The organism is Roseovarius sp. TE539, assembly GCF_003298505.1.
In the GTDB taxonomy this organism is placed as follows: Bacteria; Pseudomonadota; Alphaproteobacteria; order Rhodobacterales; family Rhodobacteraceae; genus Roseovarius.
Genome location: NZ_QNGB01000007.1, coordinates 45,053 through 62,180, shown reverse-complemented (window position 1 = coordinate 62,180; position 17,128 = coordinate 45,053). Strand labels below are relative to the sequence as shown.

The window sequence follows — 17,128 nt, the reverse complement described above, 5'->3', positions numbered from 1 at the left end:
TCTGATCCGTGCCGAAACCATCTTTCCCCCGGCGTGACTCGCCCCTTGCGCCCAAAATGTCAGACATTTAAATGTAAGACAAATGAAAACGAGAACTTCACGCGAGGCCGATCTCTCGGCCCAGATCGCCGGGGCCATCCGCGACGCGATCGTCGACGGCACCCTCATCGTCGATGAGCGCCTGCCCTCCGAGGCCGAGCTTGCCGAGCAGTTCGACGTGTCCCGTCCGACCGTGCGCGAGGCGCTCAAGCGGCTGGCGGCGCAATCGCTGATCCGCACGGCGCGCGGCGCTTTCGGCGGGGCCTTCGTGCGGCGGCTGAGCTACGAGGAAGCCTACGGCCAGCATATCACCACCGCGACGCTCCTGCTCGGTATGAACGACGTGAGCTTCGAAACCGCCTGCGAGGCGCGGTATGCCCTTGAACGCGCATGCGCGCCGATCGCCACGGCGCGCCGGGACCCCGATCATCTGGCCACCATGCGGGCCGAAATCCATCGTCAGGCCCAGCCGGGCCTGAGCGACGAGAGTTTCTGCGATTCCGATGTCACCTTCCACCGCGCGCTTGTGGACGCGGCCGGCAACCCGGTGCTCAGCTACCAGCTTGCCGGCGCTGTCGAGGCGATGCAGCCCTTGATGAACATGATCACCTTCACCGCCCGCTCCCGCGAGGAAATCGTCGGCCTTCACACGCGGATCACCGACGCGCTGGAAGCCCGTGACGCAGGCGCCGCCGAGACCGCCCTGCACGCGCTCGAGGCCTACACGCTGACCCTTGGGCGCGGTGTCATGGCCGCGCGCGCCAGCAACGGCGCCGACTGAGCCGATCAGCGGGTTATGGAAGACCCGCCGAGCAACGTTTCGTCAAGGCACTGCGCATAGATCATCCCCGTGGCGGATACCCCGAGACGGTAACAGATCGCGGACGATGACGCGTTGTCGGCCTTCACTCCGGTCATGAAGGCGCGCATGCCGTGACGGTCATGCATGTGCAGCATCGCCCGCGCCCCGAGATGCAGCGCGATACGCTGCCCGCGCCGGTCCGGCCGGGTTGCCAGAAGGCCCCACATCGCCACCCGCGCCCGGCGACTCGCCGGGTGATGCATCCGAAAGCAGGAGGCCGTGGCCGCGATCCCGCCCGAAGGGTCGGTGGCGAAAAGGCATATCCCGTCAAGCGCCACCCCCCGCATCACGCTCCCGGGCACCGGCATGACACCGCATTCGCAACAGAGTTCCGCGATTGCCACGAGAACCTCCCGGGGCGTATCCCAGCCGACGGCCGCAAGGGTCAGGTCTGCCGGCAGCGGCACGTCGTTCAGCGCCGCCCGGGCCGCGGAAAGGGCCGTATCGGAGCCCATGAAATGTTCATGGCGGTCGGTGGCGAAACCGCGGGCCGCAAGATCGGCAAACAGGCGTTCCGCCCGGTCCTCGGGGTAGAAATAGCATACCCCGGCCCCTTGCAACCGCGCCAGCGCCGCCAACACCTCCGCCGTGTCGCCCCCGGGATCGCCAAGGGCCGTCATCCGGCCATACCAGCTGAAACGCGGGTTGTCGCCCAGCAGGATCCGGGCGGCCGCGCCACGCCGCATCAGCGCCGTCTGACCGGGCGTCCCGAAAAGCTCTGCTTCATCTATCATCGCCTGATCCTCCGGCCGCGCTGCATGGCCCGTACATTTCTGCCATACCCCGAGCCATGCGCAAACCGGAACGCCGTGCTATCCCGTCAAGGTGCTGATTCCCGCCCAAGCGGGAATGCCGGGACAGGCCGGAGCAAAAAGGCGATGTGGCGTTAGCGCAACCACGACACCGCCACGTCAAAGCAGGCCGGGTTTAACGCTAACACGTTGGCATGGGTCGATTTTCACCTTTCCGCTTCGCGCCGGCCCGTCTATATCGCGGGCAGGTTCACGCAGGCAGGAGACACGCCCATGACCATCACCGTCGGGATCAACGGCTTCGGCCGAATCGGCCGCGCCACCCTTGCGCACATCGCCGAGAGCACCCGCAACGACATCAAGGTCGTGAAGGTGAACGCCACGGGTCCGCTCGAAACCAGCGCGCATCTCATGAAATACGACAGCGTCCACGGACGGTTCCCCGGCGAGATCACGATCGAGGGTGACACGATGGATCTGGGCCGCGGACCGATGCAGATGTTCTCGACCTACGACATGGACAAACTGGATTGGGACGGCGTCGATGTGGTGCTGGAATGCACGGGCAAGTTCAACGATGGCCTCAAGGCGGGCAAGCATCTTGAACGCGGGGCCGGAAAAGTGCTGCTTTCGGCCCCGGGCAAGAATGTGGACCGCACGGTGGTCTATGGTGTCAACCACGGGGATCTGCGCGCCGGAGAACGGATGATCTCGAACGGCTCCTGCACCACCAACTGTCTCGCGCCGCTGGCCAAGGTGCTGCACGAAGCGATCGGGATCGAGAGCGGCATCATGACCACGATTCATGCCTACACGGGCGATCAGCCGACACTGGACCGCCGGCACGACGACTTGTACCGCGCCCGCGCCGCGGCAATGTCGATGATCCCCACATCGACCGGCGCCGCCAAGGCACTGGGCGAGGTGTTGCCCGAGCTGCAAGGTCGGCTGGACGGGTCCGCGATCCGTGTGCCAACGCCCAACGTCTCAGCCGTCGATCTGACCTTTGTCGCCGCACGGGACGTCACCGCGTCGGATGTGAACGAGGCTGCGGCCGAGGCCGCCGCCGGCCACATGAAGGGCGTCATGGGCTACGACCCGGAACCCAAGGTGAGCGTCGACTTCAACCATACCGAGGAAAGTTCAATCTTCGCACCCGAGCAGACCCGCGTCACCGGCAACCGCCTGGTCCGGGTGCTGGCCTGGTATGACAACGAATGGGGTTTTTCCTGCCGGATGGCCGACGTGGCCGTGGCAATGGGCCGACTCCAATAACCCGCGCGCCTTGCACCACCGCGTTGCGTGGGGCATACCCCGCGGACCATTCGTAGTGCCGGACGCTTCAGATGACCGACAAGATCGCCCTCGGCCTCGGGGTTGTCATTCTCACCGGGCTGGCCGTGGATTTCCACTATTTTGGCTGGGACGCCACGGTGTTCCTGGCCCGGAAGCTGACCGTTCTCATTGAATGGCTCGCATTCTGGCGCTGAGAGACGATCACGATTGACGTCAGACCGGCATTGCCCATTGACACCGCCGGTGCATTTGTGTTGTTAGCGCTAACAAAGCCAAAACGGAGGACAACATGACGATCAGGCTTGCCATCAACGGCTTCGGCCGCATCGGACGAAATGTGCTGCGCAGCATCATCGAGCATGACCGCAAGGACATCGAAATCGTCGCGATCAATGATCTGGGGCCGGTCGAAACAAATGCCCACCTGCTGGAGTTTGACAGCGTCCACGGTCGTTTCCCGGGCGGGATCCGGGTTGATGGAAACACCATCGACGCCGGCCGCGGACCGATCTCCGTGACTGCCGTTTCCGAGCCCCAAGACCTGCCGTGGAAAGGGATCGACGTGGTCCTGGAATGCACCGGTGTCTTCACGGCACGCGACAAGGCGGCTTGGCACCTCGAGGCCGGCGCCGGGCGGGTTCTGGTATCCGCGCCGTCGGCGGGGGCGGACCGCACGGTTGTTTTCGGTGTCAACGAACATGCACTGACCCCGCAGGACCGGGTGATTTCCAACGCCTCCTGCACGACGAACTGCCTGGCCCCTCTGGCCAAGGCCCTCAACGACAGTGTCGGCATCACGCGCGGCTTCATGACCACGATCCACAGCTACACCGGCGATCAGCCAACGCTCGACACGATGCACAAGGATCTCTACCGGGGGCGTGCGGCGGCGCTCAATTCCATTCCCACCACCACCGGCGCGGCCCGTGCGGTCGGTCTTGTCCTGCCCGAGCTCGACGGCCGGCTGGATGGCACCGCGATCCGCGTACCGACGCCGAACGTGAGCTGCGTGGACCTGACATTCGAGGCTGCCCGCCCTACAACCGTGGAGGAGATCAACACTGCCGTCTCCGACGCCGCGGCAGGCGCTTTGGGCAGGGTTCTCGATGTGGACGGCCGCGCTCTTGTCTCGTCGGACTTCAATCACAACCCGGCCAGCTCCATCTTTGCCCCCGATCAGACCCGCGTCATGGACGGCACCATGTGCCGTGTGCTCGCCTGGTATGACAACGAATGGGGCTTCTCCTGCCGGATGGTCGACGTTGCGGCGGAAATGGGCGCGCTCAGCTGAATTTGTCGCGCAGCGCCCGGCGCACCGGCGGGGTCACGAATTTCGAGATGTCCCCGCCGAGACGGGCGATTTCCTTGACCAGCTTGCTGGCAATCGCCTGGTGATCGGCATCGGCCATCAGGAACACCGTCTCGACGGAGCTGTCGAGCGCCCGGTTCATGCCCACCATCTGGAACTCGTATTCGAAATCGGCCACGGCACGCAATCCGCGGATGATAAGCTGCGCCCCCACGTCATGGGCACAGTCTATCAGCAGGTTGTCGAAAGGGTGGGCGACGATCTCGGTCCCGGTTTCGCGGCTGAGCGAGGCGCATTCCGCCTCGATCATCGCGACCCGTTCCTCCAGATCGAAAAGGGGCCCCTTGTCGCGGTTGATCGCAACCCCGATCACCAGACGATCCACCAGTGCCGCGGCGCGGCGGATGATATCGATATGGCCCAGCGTGATCGGGTCGAACGTGCCGGGATAAAGACCTATGCGCATGGGCCTGCTCCGTCATTTAACGGCGCAACACGACAATACCGCAGCGCAGAATGCAAGTGGTAGAAACACGGATCTGGTGATTGTCCGGGTTTCCCCCGCGACGCCCGCATCGGCATCCCGGTCTGTCCGCACCTGCATGGCATCGCGTGTTGAAGGAAACACCGAACTGTGCGGTTCTTGTTCCACGCGACAGTCCGGAATTCTCGACCGCTCGGCGGGGCGTTCAATGCCCCATGATCATGCCTTCCAGCGCATCCTTTTCCATCGCCAGTTCCTGCAATCGCGCCGAAACAACATCTCCGATGGTCACGATCCCGGCCAGCTTGCCGTCCTCGACCACGGGCATGTGACGGAAGCGGCCATCGGTCATCCGGCTCAGCACCGCGTCCGACGTGTCATGCTTGGAACAGCAGACGGGATTGCGGGTCATCATCTCGTCGATCGTCTCGGTCAGGCAGTTCGCCCCGCGCACCGCCAGCGAGCGGACGATATCGCGTTCCGACAGGATGCCGTCCACAACCTCTCCGTCCCGCGATACCACGAGGCCGCCGATACGCCGTTCGGCCAGCAGTTGCGCCGCATCCGCGACCAGCGTACCCGGGGCTATCGTGACCACCCGGTCGTCACCCTTGTTCTTGAGTATCTGTTGGACCAGCATGACAGCCCCCTGATTAATTGCGTGCCCATCCAGCGTTCACATTACTGTTATCCCTGTCAAGTCAGCGCTTCCAGTCGCGCAACCTCGGCGCGCACGCCCTCTGCCAGCGCCGCGGCGAAACGGTTCATGCGCTCGAGCCGCCTGTCGTCGTCATGGCGGATCAGGTAGAAGCCGCGGGTCAGGTTGATACGGTCGGGCAGCACCTTCACCAGTCCCCGGGCATGCGGCATGGCGAAATCGTGCATGACGCCCAGCCCCGCCGCCTGCCGTATCCAGTTGAACTGCACCGAGACCGAGTTCGAGGCCAGCGGCACGCGCTCGATCCCGAGGTCGCCCAGATAGTCGAGTTCCTTGTCGAAGATCATGTCGGGAATGTACCCGACCACCGGACGCCCCTTGAGATCCTCGACATCCCTGATCGGTGCCGCGTTGCGCAAATAGCGTTTCGAGGCCACCAGATGCAGTTTGTAATCCGTCAGTTTCTGAACACTCAGCCGCCCGGCGGTCGGCGGGCTCACTCCGATGGCCATGTCCGCCTCGCGCTTGGACAGGTTGAAGACCCGCGGCAGCGCCACGATCTGCACATCCAGATCAGGGTTCTCGGCGGCGATGTCGGCGCAGACCTTTGGCAGCAGGAAATTCGCCGCGCCATCCGGCGCGCCCAGCCGGATCTGCCCGCTCAATCGGTCCGCCTGCCCGCCGATATCCTCCAGTGCCGCACTCATTGCCTGTTCGACGCTCATGGCGTGGCGCAGCATTCGCTGCCCGTCATTGGTCAGCGTGTAGCCGGTGGGCGATCTCGCGAACAGGGCCGCCCCCACCGCCTCCTCCAGGCGGGCAATCCGCCGTCCTACCGTTGCCGGATCGACCTTGAGAACCCGGCCAGCGCCCGAAAGGCTCTCGCGACGGGCCACCGCCAGGAATATCCTGAGGTCGTCCCAGTGGGGCCGCATGGCGAACCTCCCGCATTTTTGCAAAATCTCTTTTGGAATAATGCCTCTTTTCCGATGATTTTTGCAATAGTATCCTCAGCGTGATCGCAAGGAGGATTCCCATGAAAGAACTCACGCATTACATCGGGGGCGAACACGTCAGCGGCACATCGGGCCGTTTCTCGGATGTGTTCAACCCCGCCACAGGCGAGGTGCAGGCAAAATGCCCGCTGGCCTCGACCGAGGAAATGGATCGCGCCGTCACCATCGCTGCCAAGGCGCAGCCGGCATGGGCCGCCACGAATCCGCAACGACGCGCCCGCGTGATGATGGAATTCGTCCGCCTGCTGAACCGCGACATGGACAAGCTGGCCGAGGCGCTCAGTGCCGAGCATGGCAAGACATTCCCCGACGCAAAGGGCGACGTGCAGCGCGGCCTGGAAGTTGTCGAATACTGCATCGGTGCGCCACAGCTCCTCAAGGGAGAGTACACCGACAGCGCCGGCCCCGGTATCGACATGTACTCGATGAAGCAGGCCCTTGGCGTGACGGCAGGGATCACCCCCTTCAATTTCCCCGCGATGATCCCGATGTGGATGTTCGCGCCCGCGCTTGCCTGCGGCAACGCGTTCATCCTCAAGCCGTCCGAGCGCGACCCGTCAGTGCCACTGATGCTGGCGGAACTGATGGAAGAGGCCGGCCTGCCCAAGGGTCTTCTCCAGGTCGTCAACGGCGACAAGGAAGCGGTGGACGCCATCATCGACCATGACGTGATCCAGTCCATCGGCTTTGTCGGGTCCACGCCGATCGCGGAGTACATCTATGGCAGGGGATGTTCCAACGGCAAGCGCGTGCAGTGCTTCGGCGGGGCCAAGAACCACATGATCGTGATGCCCGACGCCGACATGGATCAGGCTGCCGATGCGCTGGTCGGTGCCGGTTATGGCGCCGCGGGAGAGCGCTGCATGGCGATTTCCGTGGCCGTCCCGGTGGGCGAGGAGACCGCGGACCGCCTGATCGAGAAACTGACGCCGCGCGTCGAGAAGCTCAAGGTCGGACCCTGGACTGCCGGCGACGACGTCGATTACGGCCCGCTGGTGACCGGCGAGGCGAAGAAACGGGTCCTGGGGCTGGTCGATTCGGGTGTCGCGCAGGGCGCGGAACTGGCGGTCGACGGCCGGGATTTCACCCTGCAGGGCTACGAGGACGGCTTCTTCGTGGGGCCGCACTTGTTCGATCGCGTCACGCCGGACATGGACATCTACAAGCAGGAAATCTTCGGCCCTGTCCTGTGCACCGTGCGCGCCGGATCCTACGAGGAGGCGCTCGGCCTCGCGATGGATCATGAATACGGCAATGGCACAGCGATCTTTACCCGCGACGGGGATGCGGCGCGCGACTTCGCCAACCGTATCAACATCGGCATGGTGGGCGTCAACGTGCCGATCCCGGTGCCGCTGGCCTATCATACCTTTGGCGGCTGGAAGAAATCCATGTTCGGCGACCTCAACCAGCACGGGCCGGACGCGTTCAAGTTCTACACCCGCACCAAGACGGTCACCTCGCGCTGGCCCAGCGGTATCAAGGATGGAGGCGAATTCAACTTCCGGCCGATGGACTGACCGGGCCGGCCCCGCCTGCCCTGCGCGGGCGGGACGCTTCGCCGTGGCAACATCCCGACCACAGGCCGTAACCCGGAGAAATCACCCCGGAATGACGCCCGGAGACCCGCGTCATGGCATGGCGCGCGGGATCGGGACGATGCGTGCCACCGGGGCGATTTCCTCTTGGCAGGCGTCCCGTTCCGCGCTTTTCTGGACAGGCAGCCGGGAGGACCCCATGGAACAGAGCGAGACGGATTTCACCGTCGGCATCGAGGAGGAATACCTTCTGGTGGACCGCGACAGTCTTGCCCTTGCCGAGGCGCCGGACGGGCTGATGCGGGCCTGTGCCGAAGAACTCCAGGATCAGGTGGCGCCGGAATTCCTCAACTGCCAGATCGAGATCGGGACCAAGGTGTGCGGCAACATTGCCGAGGCCCGCGAAGACCTGCGCCGGCTGCGATCCTGTGTCAGCCGGCAGGCCGCGAAATTCAATCTCGCCCCGATCGCGGCGTCCTGCCATCCCTTTGCCGACTGGCGCGAGCAGCACCACACCGACAAGGAACGCTACAACGCGCTGCGTCAGGACCTCGCGGGTGTGGTGCGGCGGATGCTGATCTGTGGCATGCATGTGCATGTCGGCATCGACCGGCCCGACCGGCGCATCGACATGATGAACCAGCTCCGGTACTTCCTGCCGCATCTGCTGGCGCTGAGCTGTTCCTCGCCGTTCTGGCAAGGACAGGATACCGGGCTGGACAGCTACCGCCTTACCGTATTCGACAACCTGCCGCGCACCGGCCTGCCGCCCCGCATGGAAAGCTTCGCCGAATTCGAACGCACGGTCCAGGCCCTCGTGGATCTCGGCGTGATCGAAGATGCCTCCAAGGTCTGGTGGGATCTGCGCCCCTCATCGAAGTTCCCGACGCTGGAGGCGCGCATTTGCGACGTGCAGCCGCGCCTCGAACACGCGCTGACGCTCGCGGCGCTGATCCAGTGCATAGCGCGCATGCTCGGCAGGCTCGCGGTGCGCAATCAGCGCTGGCGCATCTACGACACCTTCCTGATCTCCGAAAACCGCTGGCGCGCGCAGCGCTATGGCGGGCGCGAGGGGCTGATCGATTTCGGCCGCGGCGAGATCGTTCCGATGAGTGACCTGATCGAGGAATTGATCGAACTGACACAGGAAGACGCGCTGTTTTTCGAATGCGTGGCCGAAGTGGAAGCCGCCCGCACCATGGCCGCCACCGGGGGCAGCGCCGGACGGCAACGCCGCGTGTATGTCGAGGCGATGGAAGCGGGCTACGATACAGGGCATGCCCTGCAACAGGTCGTGCGCCATCTGATCGAGGAGTATCACGCCGACCTGTGAGGGAAGGCCCGGGCGCGCGCTTGCAACGCGGCTGCAACAACTGGTAATTAAACAGACGTTCAATTCAGCGTCTCTGGAGAACTCTATGGACTTCGCACTCACGGAAGAACAGGTGGCCATATTCGACATGGCCCATGCCTTCGGGCAGGAAAACATCGCGCCCCACGCCCGCCAGTGGGAGCAGGACGGCACCATCCCCAAGGAGCTGTGGCCGCAGGTGGGGGAGCTGGGCTTCGGCGGCCTCTACGTGAGCGAGGAAGGCGGCGGTTCGGGACTGTCACGGCTTGACGCGACGCTGGTATTCGAGGCGCTGAGCATGGCCTGCCCCTCGGTCGCTTCATTCCTGTCGATCCACAACATGTGCGCCAGGATGATCGACACCTTCGGATCGGATGACCTCAAGGCGCGGGTGATGCCGGACGTGATCTCGATGAAGACGTTCCTGTCCTATTGCCTGACCGAACCGGGGTCGGGCTCCGATGCCGTGGCATTGAAGACCCGGGCCGAGCGGACCAATGCCGGATACCGTCTGAACGGAACCAAGGCATTCATCTCGGGGGGGGGCTACTCGGACGCGTATGTCGTGATGGTACGCACCGGCGAGGCCGGCCCGCGCGGCATCTCCACGGTCTATGTCGAGGATGGCACCAAGGGCCTGTCCTTCGGCGGCCTGGAGGACAAGATGGGATGGAGAAGCCAGCCAACCCGCCAAGTGCAGTTTGACGATTGCGACATTCCCGAGGGAAATCTGGTGGGTAGCGAGGGCGAAGGTTTCACATATGCGATGAATGGCCTCGATGGCGGGCGGTTGAACATTTCCGCCTGCTCGCTTGGCGCCGCACAACACGCGCTTGACCTCACGCGCGCCTACATGGCCGAGCGCAAGGCGTTCGGCAAACCCATAGATCAGTTCCAGGCTCTCCAGTTCCGTCTTGCGGACATGGAAATCGGGCTTCAGGCGGCGCGCACCTTCCTGCGCCAGGCGGCCTGGAAACTCGATGCCGGGGCGCCGGACGCCACCAAGTTCTGCGCGATGGCGAAAAAGCTCGTTACCGAAAAGGGGTCGGAAACCGTGAATCAGTGCCTGCAATTGCACGGCGGGTACGGCTACCTTGCCGACTACGGCATCGAAAAGCTGGTACGTGATCTGCGAGTGCATGAAATCCTGGAAGGAACCAATGAAATCATGCGCTTGATCGTCGCAAGGCAACTTCTGGAGGAGGCATGAGCGATATTCACATCCGAACCGAGGGCCGTGCCGGGCGCATTACCTTCACTCGCGCTAAGGCACTCAACGCGATGTCCTGGGACATGTGCCTTGCGATCGAGGCGGCAATCGACGACTGGCGCGCGGATGATGCCGTGGCAGTTGTGCTCATCGACGCGGAAGGTGAAAAGGCATTTTGCGCCGGTGGCGACATCCAGCAGCTTTATGAAACCGGACGCGCCGGGGATTATGCTTACGGCCGCCGGTTCTGGCGCGACGAATACCGGCTCAATGCAAAGCTGTCGGAATACCCCAAACCGGTGGTCAGCCTCATGCAGGGCTTCACGATGGGCGGTGGTGTCGGCATCGGCTGTCACGGGTCGCACCGTGTTGTCTGCGACAGCAGCCGCATCGCGATGCCGGAGTGCGGAATCGGACTGGTTCCGGATGTCGGCGGGTCGCTGATACTGGCCGGCGCACCGCAGCGGATGGGTGAATATCTTGGCCTGACAGGCGCGCGCATGGGCCCGGCCGATGCCATCCTCGCAGGATTCGCGGATATGCATATCGACTTCAATAAATGGGCCGAACTATCTGAAATAATTTGCATTACTGGCGAAGTTAAAGTTCTGCCCGAAGCCGCCACAACACCGCCGGACGGCAAGCTCGCAAATTTGCCGCGGGCGGTGCATGACGCGTTCGCCCGGAGCGGCCTCGAAGGTATTGCGCAGGCGTTGGACAAGCTCGAAGATGACGCCGCCGCCGAGGCCCGCGCAGCCCTGGGGCGGAATTCGCCCCTCTCGATGGCCTGCGCGCTACGGATGATCCGCGCCCTGCGCAGCAACACCGGTGCCGATATACGGGCGGCGTTGACGCAGGAATACCGCTACACGCACCGCGCCATGGAAATGGGCGATTTCCTCGAGGGAATACGCGCCGCGGTGATCGACAAGGACCGCAATCCGCAATGGCAGCACCGACTGGACACGCTGCCGGACTCCGCAGTGGAGGCGATGTTGGCCCCGCTCGGTGCGGATGAACTCAATTTCGAGGAGGAGACGCAATGAAGATCGGATTTATCGGACTTGGCAACATGGGCGGGCCGATGGCCGCCAACCTTGCCGCGGCGGGCCACGACGTCACGGGCCATGACACGGCCGCTGTCACGGTGCCCGGGGTGCGCATGGCCGAAACCGCCGCAGGGGCGGCCGAGGGAGCGGAGGTCGTGATCACCATGCTGCCCAACGGCAACATCCTGCGCACCGTGGCCGACGAGATAATCCCCGCAATGGAACCCGGCGCGGTGCATCTGGACTGCTCGACCGTGGACGTGGACAGTGCCCGCGCGGTAGCCGAGAAAGCACAGGCGGCCGGGTTGTCGGCGCTGGACGCGCCGGTCTCCGGCGGCGTCGGCGGCGCGCAGGGCGGCACCCTGACCTTCATGGTCGGCGGGGACGAGGCCGGCTTTGCCAAGGCGGGGCCGCTCTTCGAGGTCATGGGCGCCAAGGCGGTGCATTGCGGGCCTGCGGGCAATGGGCAGGCGGCGAAGATCTGCAACAACATGATCCTCGGTGCCACGATGATCGTCACCTGCGAGGCGTTCGCGCTGGCTGACAAGCTGGGTCTGGACCGTCAGGCGATGTTCGACGTGGTGTCCACGTCCTCGGGGCAAAGCTGGTCGATGAACACCTATTGCCCGGCCCCCGGCATCGGCCCGAAAAGCCCCTCGGACAACGATTACACGCCCGGATTCGCGGCGGATCTGATGCTCAAGGATCTGCGGCTGGCCATGCAGGCGGCGGAAGGCGCGGATGCCGACACGCCGCTCGGCGCGGCCGCGATGAAGCTCTACGCGCAGTTCGTCGAGAACGAAGACGGCGAGGGCAAGGACTTTTCGGCCATGCTGCCGCGTTTCGTCGGGCGCGGACGAGGCGAATGACCGGATGGCTGGGGTCCGCGCCCGAGCTGGACACGCTCGAACCCGGCACCCGGTCCCGCCTTGCCGGCCTGCACCCCGCGGACATGGGCGCCGGCACGACCCTGTTCCGGCCGGGCGATTCGGTGCAGGGCTACGTGATCGTGCTGGAAGGCCGTATCGACGTTCACCTGACCGGCGCCACCGGTCGGGACATCCTGCTTTACTCGGTGGCGCCCGGGCAATCCTGCATCCAGAGCACCATGGGTCTGCTGGGCGCGGATGACTACACCGCAGAGGCCGTGACCGCCATGCCCAGCCGGGTTGTCATGCTCCCGCGGGAGATGTTCCTGAACCTCATAGAAACCTCGCCCGAGTTTCGCAAACTTGTCTTCCACGCTTTCGCAACCCGCTTTCAGAGCATGATGCAACTTCTTGAAAAGGTTTCCTTCATGCGGGTTGAAAGCCGCCTCGCGGAACGCTTGCTGGCCGAGGCCGGAACGCAAGACACCCTCAGGATCACGCAGGCCGCGCTGGCCACACAGGTCGGGACCGCCCGCGAGGTCGTCTCGCGGCGGCTGGAAACGTGGGCGCGAAAGGGTTGGGTGGCCACGGGGCGCGGCACCGTGACCCTTCTGGACCGTCCCGCGCTCGAATCCATTCTCCGGACGCAAACGTGACGCGGTCACAGACGTGCGCCCGCCGAGGGTGTAGGCAGTGGCCAGACAGTCAACACAAGGAAATCATCCATGACCACCAATGTCGGAAAACTTGATCGCATTGCCCGCGTCGTTCTGGGCCTTGCTCTCATCGCGGCTTTCTTCCTGAACCGCGACGGCGCCTACAGCTGGCTATACCTCATCGGCATCGTTCCACTCGTGACCGGCTTGATGTCGTCCTGCCCGCTCTATTCGATTCTGGGCATCTCGACCTGCCCGCTGGACAAGAAGTAGCCCTTGCGACGCTGTCATCTTGGCCTGATCCGTGGATGGCGCAGGATGGCACGACGTCCGGTCGGGGTGAAACATGAGGACGGGTTGCGGCGCGGGCGGCACATCACTCCGCCGCCACGCGACGCCCTGACAACATGTCCTTGAGGTATCGCCCGGTGTGGCTTCGGTCGATGGCTGCCACATCCTCAGGCGTGCCGGTGGCGACGATCTCGCCGCCCCCGTCGCCGCCTTCCGGCCCGATGTCGATGATCCAGTCCGCGGTCTTCACGACGTCCAGATTATGCTCGATCACAACCACCGTGTTGCCCGACTCCACAAGTTCATGCAGCACCTCGAGCAACTTTTTCACGTCCTCGAAATGCAGCCCCGTCGTCGGTTCGTCGAGGATATAAAGCGTCCGCCCCGTTGATCGCTTGGCCAGTTCGCGGCTCAGTTTCACGCGCTGCGCCTCACCGCCCGACAGCGTTGTCGCCTGCTGACCGACCTTGATGTACCCCAGCCCGACACGCGCCAGCGCATCCATCTTTTCGCGGATGCTCGGCACGGCCTTGAAGAACGCCTGTGCATCTTCAACCGTCATGTCAAGAACATCTGCTATGCTCTTGCCTTTCCACTTTATTTCTAATGTTTCGCGATTGTAACGCGCCCCTTGGCAGGTCTCGCAGGTGACATAGACGTCGGGCAGGAAATGCATCTCGATCTTGATCAGCCCGTCCCCGTGGCACGCCTCGCAGCGCCCGCCCTTGACGTTGAAGGAAAACCGCCCCGGCTTGTAGCCGCGCGCCTTGGCTTCGGGCAGCCCCGCGAACCAGTCACGGATCGGGGTGAACGCCCCCGTGTAAGTGGCCGGGTTGGACCGCGGCGTGCGCCCGATCGGGCGCTGGTCGATGTCGATCACCTTGTCCAGATGTTCCAGCCCCTTGATCGTTTCGCAGGGCGCCGGGGTCTGGCGCGCGCCGTTGAGACGCATGGAGGCCGTCTTGAAAAGGGTCTCGATCGTCAATGTGGACTTGCCGCCGCCGGACACGCCGGTCACGCACACGAAGCGGCCCAGCGGAAACTCCGCCGTCACGTCATGCAGGTTGTTGCCGTTGGCCCCCACCACCGTGACAGCCTTGCCGTTGCCCGCGCGCCGGGCCGCGGGAACCGCGATCTCCCGCGTGCCCGACAGGTATTGCCCCGTGATGGAGGCGGGATCGGCGGCGATATGCTCGGGCGGGCCATGGCTGACCACCCGGCCGCCATGCACCCCGGCGCCGGGCCCGATGTCAAAGACATGGTCCGCGGCGCGGATCGCTTCCTCGTCATGCTCCACCACGATTACCGTGTTGCCCTGATCGCGCAGGTTCTTGAGTGTTTCCAGAAGCCGGCCGTTGTCGCGCTGATGAAGCCCGATCGACGGTTCGTCGAGAACGTAAAGAACCCCGGTCAGCCCCGAACCGATCTGGCTGGCCAGGCGGATGCGCTGACTTTCCCCGCCGCTCAGGGTGCCGGCGTTGCGTGACAGCGTCAGGTATTCCAGCCCGACGTTGTTGAGGAATCCCAGCCTCTCACGGATTTCCTTGAGGATGGCCCGCGCGATCTCGTTCTTCTGTGCGCTCAGCGTTTCGGGCACCTGCGCGCACCATTCATGCGCCTCGCGGATCGACAATTCCACCACCTGCCCGATATGGCGCCCGGCGATCTTCACCGCCAACGCCTCCTCGCGCAGGCGGTAGCCGCCGCAGGCCCCGCAGGGCCGGCTGTTCTGGTAGCGTTCGAACTCCTCGCGGATCCAGGCGCTGTCGGTTTCCCGGTAGCGGCGTTCCATGTTGGGGATCACGCCTTCGAAACTGCGCGTCACCTGATAGACGCGCCCGCCCTCGTCATAGCGGAAGGAAATTTCATCCTCGCCGGACCCGTAAAGGAAAACCTGCTGCACATGCGCCGGCAGATCCTTCCAACGCGCCTTCATGTCGAAACCGTAATGGCGTGCGATCGCCTCGATGGTCTGGCGGAAATACGGCGACTTGCCCTTGCGCCACGGCGCCAGCGCCCCGTCATAGACCTGAAGGTTGCTGTCGGGCACCACCAGGCGCTCGTCGAAGAACAGTTCGGCCCCAAGGCCCCCGCAATCCGGGCAGGCCCCGAACGGCGCATTGAACGAGAACAGGCGCGGCTCGATCTCGGATATGGTGAAGCCGGACACCGGGCAGGCGAAATTCTCCGAGAAGGTGTGCCGCTCCGGCTCACCCTCGCGGGGGGCGGTTTCCAGGACCGCGATCCCGTCCGCAAGATCCAGGGCGGTGCGGAAACTGTCGGCGAGCCGCGTTTCCAGCCCGTCCTTGACCACGATGCGATCCACCACGACGTCGATGTCGTGCCGGTACTTCTTGTCCAGAACGGGCGGGTCGTCCAGATCGTGAAACGCACCGTCAACCTTCACCCGCTGGAATCCCTGCTTGCGCAACTCCAGGAATTCCTTGCGGTATTCTCCCTTGCGGTCACGTACGATCGGGGCCAGCAGATAGGCGCGCAGCCCCTCTTCCATCGCCATCACCCGGTCCACCATGTCCTGCACCTGCTGAGCCTCGATGGGCAGGCCCGTGGCCGGTGAATACGGCGTGCCGGCGCGCGCGAAGAGAAGCCGCAGGTAATCGTAGATTTCGGTCACGGTGCCCACGGTCGAGCGCGGATTCTTCGAGGTGGTCTTCTGCTCGATCGAGATCGCGGGACTCAGGCCGCTGATATGGTCCACATCCGGCTTTTCCATCATGTCGAGGAACTGACGCGCATAGGCGCTCAGGCTTTCGACATACCGGCGCTGCCCCTCGGCATAAATGGTATCGAACGCCAAGCTCGATTTGCCGGATCCCGACAGCCCGGTGATCACCACCAGAGCGTCACGCGGAATGTCGACGTCGATTGACGACAGATTATGCTCCCGTGCGCCGCGAACCTCGATATGTTTGAGCTCACCCATGCTGACCCCCGCCTTGCATGATCAAGAGATAGTCGAAGGCACGGAGTCTTCCAAGCCGAAATTGCGAACAATGAGTGAACATGCGCCGCGCGCCGGCCTGTTCCGCGCTAGCTGTCCGGAGGAACGCGCGCAAGCGCCCAGGCGCATATGGGAAAATCGGGATCATTGGTCAGGTCGTCGCGTTCGGGATCATGGACCGGCGGCCATTCCGCCTCCAGGTTGCGCATTGCCGCACGGCGGTTGCCCCATTGTTCGGCGCGGATCGCCTCGGGCGCGAAACCGGCCTCCTCCAGAAGATTTCGCAACCCTCTCGCCGACCAGCGCGAACAGTCCACGGGTGCCCCGTGAAACGGAATGAAAAACGGTACGGCCAACCAGAAATACCCGCCGGGGCGCAGCATCTCGGTCACGTTGCAGGTCGCCGTGAAGGGCCGGTCCAGATGCTCCCAGACCTGATTGGCAAGCACGATATCGAACTTTCGGACCGTGCCGTCCGGTGCGATCACCGGCCCCTTGCAGATATCGTGTTTGGGGTAGCGGAATCGCTCGTAGCTGCGGAATTCGAAACGCCGCCCGAACTTGCCCGAGATTTCCGCCGCGTCCATTGCCGCAAGATCCAGCTCGGCCAGCCATTTCCGCGTGCTGCGCTGCATCACGATACGGTTAAGACTTGCCACTCCAACCCCTTGCATTGCCCGCGCACCACTGTGCACCGCGCCGCGCGGCGGCGCAAGGAAAGCACGCACCCCGGTTTCACGGCGCAATGTGAAGGTGTGCCCACCGCGGCGATCCGTGCGCCAGCAG

General features: G+C 64.1%; 17 protein-coding genes. 11 read left to right on the top strand and 6 right to left on the bottom strand.

Features of this window, described 5'->3' with window-relative positions; translation table 11 throughout:
- Nucleotides 1-82 precede the first annotated feature (82 nt).
- On the top strand, nucleotides 83-820 hold the full coding sequence (locus DQW77_RS06730; protein WP_113257436.1) for a FadR/GntR family transcriptional regulator: 738 nt from the start codon (nucleotides 83-85) through the stop codon (nucleotides 818-820).
- A 5-nt stretch (nucleotides 821-825) separates the two neighbouring features.
- Here DQW77_RS06730 and DQW77_RS06725 read toward each other — a convergent pair whose 3' ends face one another.
- Nucleotides 826-1,635 (bottom strand): hypothetical protein, encoded by an 810-nt coding sequence (locus tag DQW77_RS06725; RefSeq protein ID WP_113257435.1) that lies wholly within the window; start codon nucleotides 1,633-1,635, stop codon nucleotides 826-828.
- A gap of 291 nt (nucleotides 1,636-1,926) precedes the next feature.
- Here DQW77_RS06725 and gap (DQW77_RS06720) point away from each other — a divergent pair, with 291 nt between their 5' ends.
- The 3 genes from gap (DQW77_RS06720) (at nucleotide 1,927) to gap (DQW77_RS06715) (ending at nucleotide 4,240) form a co-directional block, all read left to right on the top strand.
- On the top strand, nucleotides 1,927-2,928 hold the full coding sequence (gene gap / locus DQW77_RS06720; RefSeq protein ID WP_113257530.1) for a type I glyceraldehyde-3-phosphate dehydrogenase: 1,002 nt from the start codon (nucleotides 1,927-1,929) through the stop codon (nucleotides 2,926-2,928).
- A 71-nt stretch (nucleotides 2,929-2,999) separates the two neighbouring features.
- Nucleotides 3,000-3,143, top strand: a complete 144-nt coding sequence (locus tag DQW77_RS18180) for a hypothetical protein (protein ID WP_181711205.1) — start codon at nucleotides 3,000-3,002, stop codon at nucleotides 3,141-3,143.
- Between the two features lie 95 nt (nucleotides 3,144-3,238).
- Nucleotides 3,239-4,240 carry a type I glyceraldehyde-3-phosphate dehydrogenase gene (gap, locus tag DQW77_RS06715; protein ID WP_113257434.1) on the top strand — a complete coding sequence of 334 codons (1,002 nt, stop codon included), beginning with the start codon at nucleotides 3,239-3,241 and terminating at the stop codon, nucleotides 4,238-4,240.
- Here the strand turns inward: gap (DQW77_RS06715) and coaD are convergent.
- From coaD to DQW77_RS06700, 3 genes are all read right to left on the bottom strand, one after another.
- Nucleotides 4,233-4,724, bottom strand: coding sequence for a pantetheine-phosphate adenylyltransferase (gene coaD / locus DQW77_RS06710; protein WP_113257433.1), 492 nt, complete (start codon nucleotides 4,722-4,724; stop codon nucleotides 4,233-4,235). The two genes, gap (DQW77_RS06715) and coaD, sit on opposite strands and share 8 nt — an antisense overlap.
- Nucleotides 4,725-4,947: 223 nt before the next feature.
- Nucleotides 4,948-5,382, bottom strand: coding sequence for a CBS domain-containing protein (locus tag DQW77_RS06705; protein WP_113257432.1), 435 nt, complete (start codon nucleotides 5,380-5,382; stop codon nucleotides 4,948-4,950).
- Nucleotides 5,383-5,438: 56 nt separating this feature from the next.
- A complete protein-coding gene (locus DQW77_RS06700; RefSeq protein ID WP_113257431.1) occupies nucleotides 5,439-6,335 on the bottom strand; it encodes a LysR family transcriptional regulator in 897 nt (298 codons plus the stop codon).
- A gap of 101 nt (nucleotides 6,336-6,436) precedes the next feature.
- On the opposite strand from DQW77_RS06700, the gene DQW77_RS06695 reads away from it, so the two are divergent.
- The 7 genes from DQW77_RS06695 (at nucleotide 6,437) to DQW77_RS06665 (ending at nucleotide 13,362) form a co-directional block, all read left to right on the top strand.
- The gene (locus DQW77_RS06695) at nucleotides 6,437-7,936 is read left to right on the top strand and encodes a CoA-acylating methylmalonate-semialdehyde dehydrogenase (RefSeq protein ID WP_113257430.1); all 1,500 of its coding nucleotides are present in this window, start codon (nucleotides 6,437-6,439) and stop codon (nucleotides 7,934-7,936) included.
- Between the two features lie 217 nt (nucleotides 7,937-8,153).
- Nucleotides 8,154-9,287: a carboxylate-amine ligase gene (locus tag DQW77_RS06690; RefSeq protein WP_113257529.1), complete on the top strand. Its 1,134-nt coding sequence runs from the start codon at nucleotides 8,154-8,156 to the stop codon at nucleotides 9,285-9,287.
- Nucleotides 9,288-9,372: 85 nt separating this feature from the next.
- The gene (locus tag DQW77_RS06685) at nucleotides 9,373-10,515 is read left to right on the top strand and encodes an acyl-CoA dehydrogenase family protein (RefSeq protein WP_113257429.1); all 1,143 of its coding nucleotides are present in this window, start codon (nucleotides 9,373-9,375) and stop codon (nucleotides 10,513-10,515) included.
- Nucleotides 10,512-11,561 carry an enoyl-CoA hydratase/isomerase family protein gene (locus tag DQW77_RS06680; RefSeq protein ID WP_113257428.1) on the top strand — a complete coding sequence of 350 codons (1,050 nt, stop codon included), beginning with the start codon at nucleotides 10,512-10,514 and terminating at the stop codon, nucleotides 11,559-11,561. The genes DQW77_RS06685 and DQW77_RS06680 overlap by 4 nt, the downstream gene beginning before the upstream one ends.
- Nucleotides 11,558-12,433, top strand: a complete 876-nt coding sequence (gene mmsB, locus DQW77_RS06675) for a 3-hydroxyisobutyrate dehydrogenase (RefSeq protein ID WP_113257427.1) — start codon at nucleotides 11,558-11,560, stop codon at nucleotides 12,431-12,433. Before DQW77_RS06680 ends, mmsB begins: the two co-directional genes overlap by 4 nt.
- Entirely contained in the window at nucleotides 12,430-13,089 is a 660-nt protein-coding gene (locus DQW77_RS06670) for a Crp/Fnr family transcriptional regulator (RefSeq protein ID WP_113257426.1), read from the top strand. Before mmsB ends, DQW77_RS06670 begins: the two co-directional genes overlap by 4 nt.
- Before the next feature lie 69 nt (nucleotides 13,090-13,158).
- Entirely contained in the window at nucleotides 13,159-13,362 is a 204-nt protein-coding gene (locus DQW77_RS06665) for a DUF2892 domain-containing protein (RefSeq protein WP_113257425.1), read from the top strand.
- 103 nt (nucleotides 13,363-13,465) lie between these two features.
- On the opposite strand, the gene uvrA is transcribed toward DQW77_RS06665, so the two are convergent.
- Both uvrA and DQW77_RS06655 read right to left on the bottom strand, forming a co-directional pair.
- Nucleotides 13,466-16,324 (bottom strand): excinuclease ABC subunit UvrA, encoded by a 2,859-nt coding sequence (gene uvrA, locus DQW77_RS06660; protein ID WP_113257424.1) that lies wholly within the window; start codon nucleotides 16,322-16,324, stop codon nucleotides 13,466-13,468.
- A gap of 107 nt (nucleotides 16,325-16,431) precedes the next feature.
- On the bottom strand, nucleotides 16,432-17,001 hold the full coding sequence (locus DQW77_RS06655; RefSeq protein ID WP_258523740.1) for a class I SAM-dependent methyltransferase: 570 nt from the start codon (nucleotides 16,999-17,001) through the stop codon (nucleotides 16,432-16,434).
- Between the last annotated feature and the right edge of the window lie 127 nt (nucleotides 17,002-17,128).

Coding starts and splice junctions, on each gene's coding strand:
- DQW77_RS06730 (WP_113257436.1), top strand. CDS start 83: ATGAAAACGAGAACTTCACGCGAGGCCGATCTCTCGGCCCAGATCGCC.
- gap (WP_113257530.1), top strand. CDS start 1,927: ATGACCATCACCGTCGGGATCAACGGCTTCGGCCGAATCGGCCGCGCC.
- coaD (WP_113257433.1), bottom strand. CDS start 4,724: ATGCGCATAGGTCTTTATCCCGGCACGTTCGACCCGATCACGCTGGGC.
- DQW77_RS06685 (WP_113257429.1), top strand. CDS start 9,373: ATGGACTTCGCACTCACGGAAGAACAGGTGGCCATATTCGACATGGCC.
- DQW77_RS06700 (WP_113257431.1), bottom strand. CDS start 6,335: ATGCGGCCCCACTGGGACGACCTCAGGATATTCCTGGCGGTGGCCCGT.
- DQW77_RS06665 (WP_113257425.1), top strand. CDS start 13,159: ATGACCACCAATGTCGGAAAACTTGATCGCATTGCCCGCGTCGTTCTG.
- DQW77_RS06705 (WP_113257432.1), bottom strand. CDS start 5,382: ATGCTGGTCCAACAGATACTCAAGAACAAGGGTGACGACCGGGTGGTC.
- uvrA (WP_113257424.1), bottom strand. CDS start 16,324: ATGGGTGAGCTCAAACATATCGAGGTTCGCGGCGCACGGGAGCATAAT.
- DQW77_RS06690 (WP_113257529.1), top strand. CDS start 8,154: ATGGAACAGAGCGAGACGGATTTCACCGTCGGCATCGAGGAGGAATAC.
- DQW77_RS06725 (WP_113257435.1), bottom strand. CDS start 1,635: ATGATAGATGAAGCAGAGCTTTTCGGGACGCCCGGTCAGACGGCGCTG.
- DQW77_RS06695 (WP_113257430.1), top strand. CDS start 6,437: ATGAAAGAACTCACGCATTACATCGGGGGCGAACACGTCAGCGGCACA.
- DQW77_RS18180 (WP_181711205.1), top strand. CDS start 3,000: ATGACCGACAAGATCGCCCTCGGCCTCGGGGTTGTCATTCTCACCGGG.
- DQW77_RS06680 (WP_113257428.1), top strand. CDS start 10,512: ATGAGCGATATTCACATCCGAACCGAGGGCCGTGCCGGGCGCATTACC.
- gap (WP_113257434.1), top strand. CDS start 3,239: ATGACGATCAGGCTTGCCATCAACGGCTTCGGCCGCATCGGACGAAAT.
- DQW77_RS06670 (WP_113257426.1), top strand. CDS start 12,430: ATGACCGGATGGCTGGGGTCCGCGCCCGAGCTGGACACGCTCGAACCC.
- mmsB (WP_113257427.1), top strand. CDS start 11,558: ATGAAGATCGGATTTATCGGACTTGGCAACATGGGCGGGCCGATGGCC.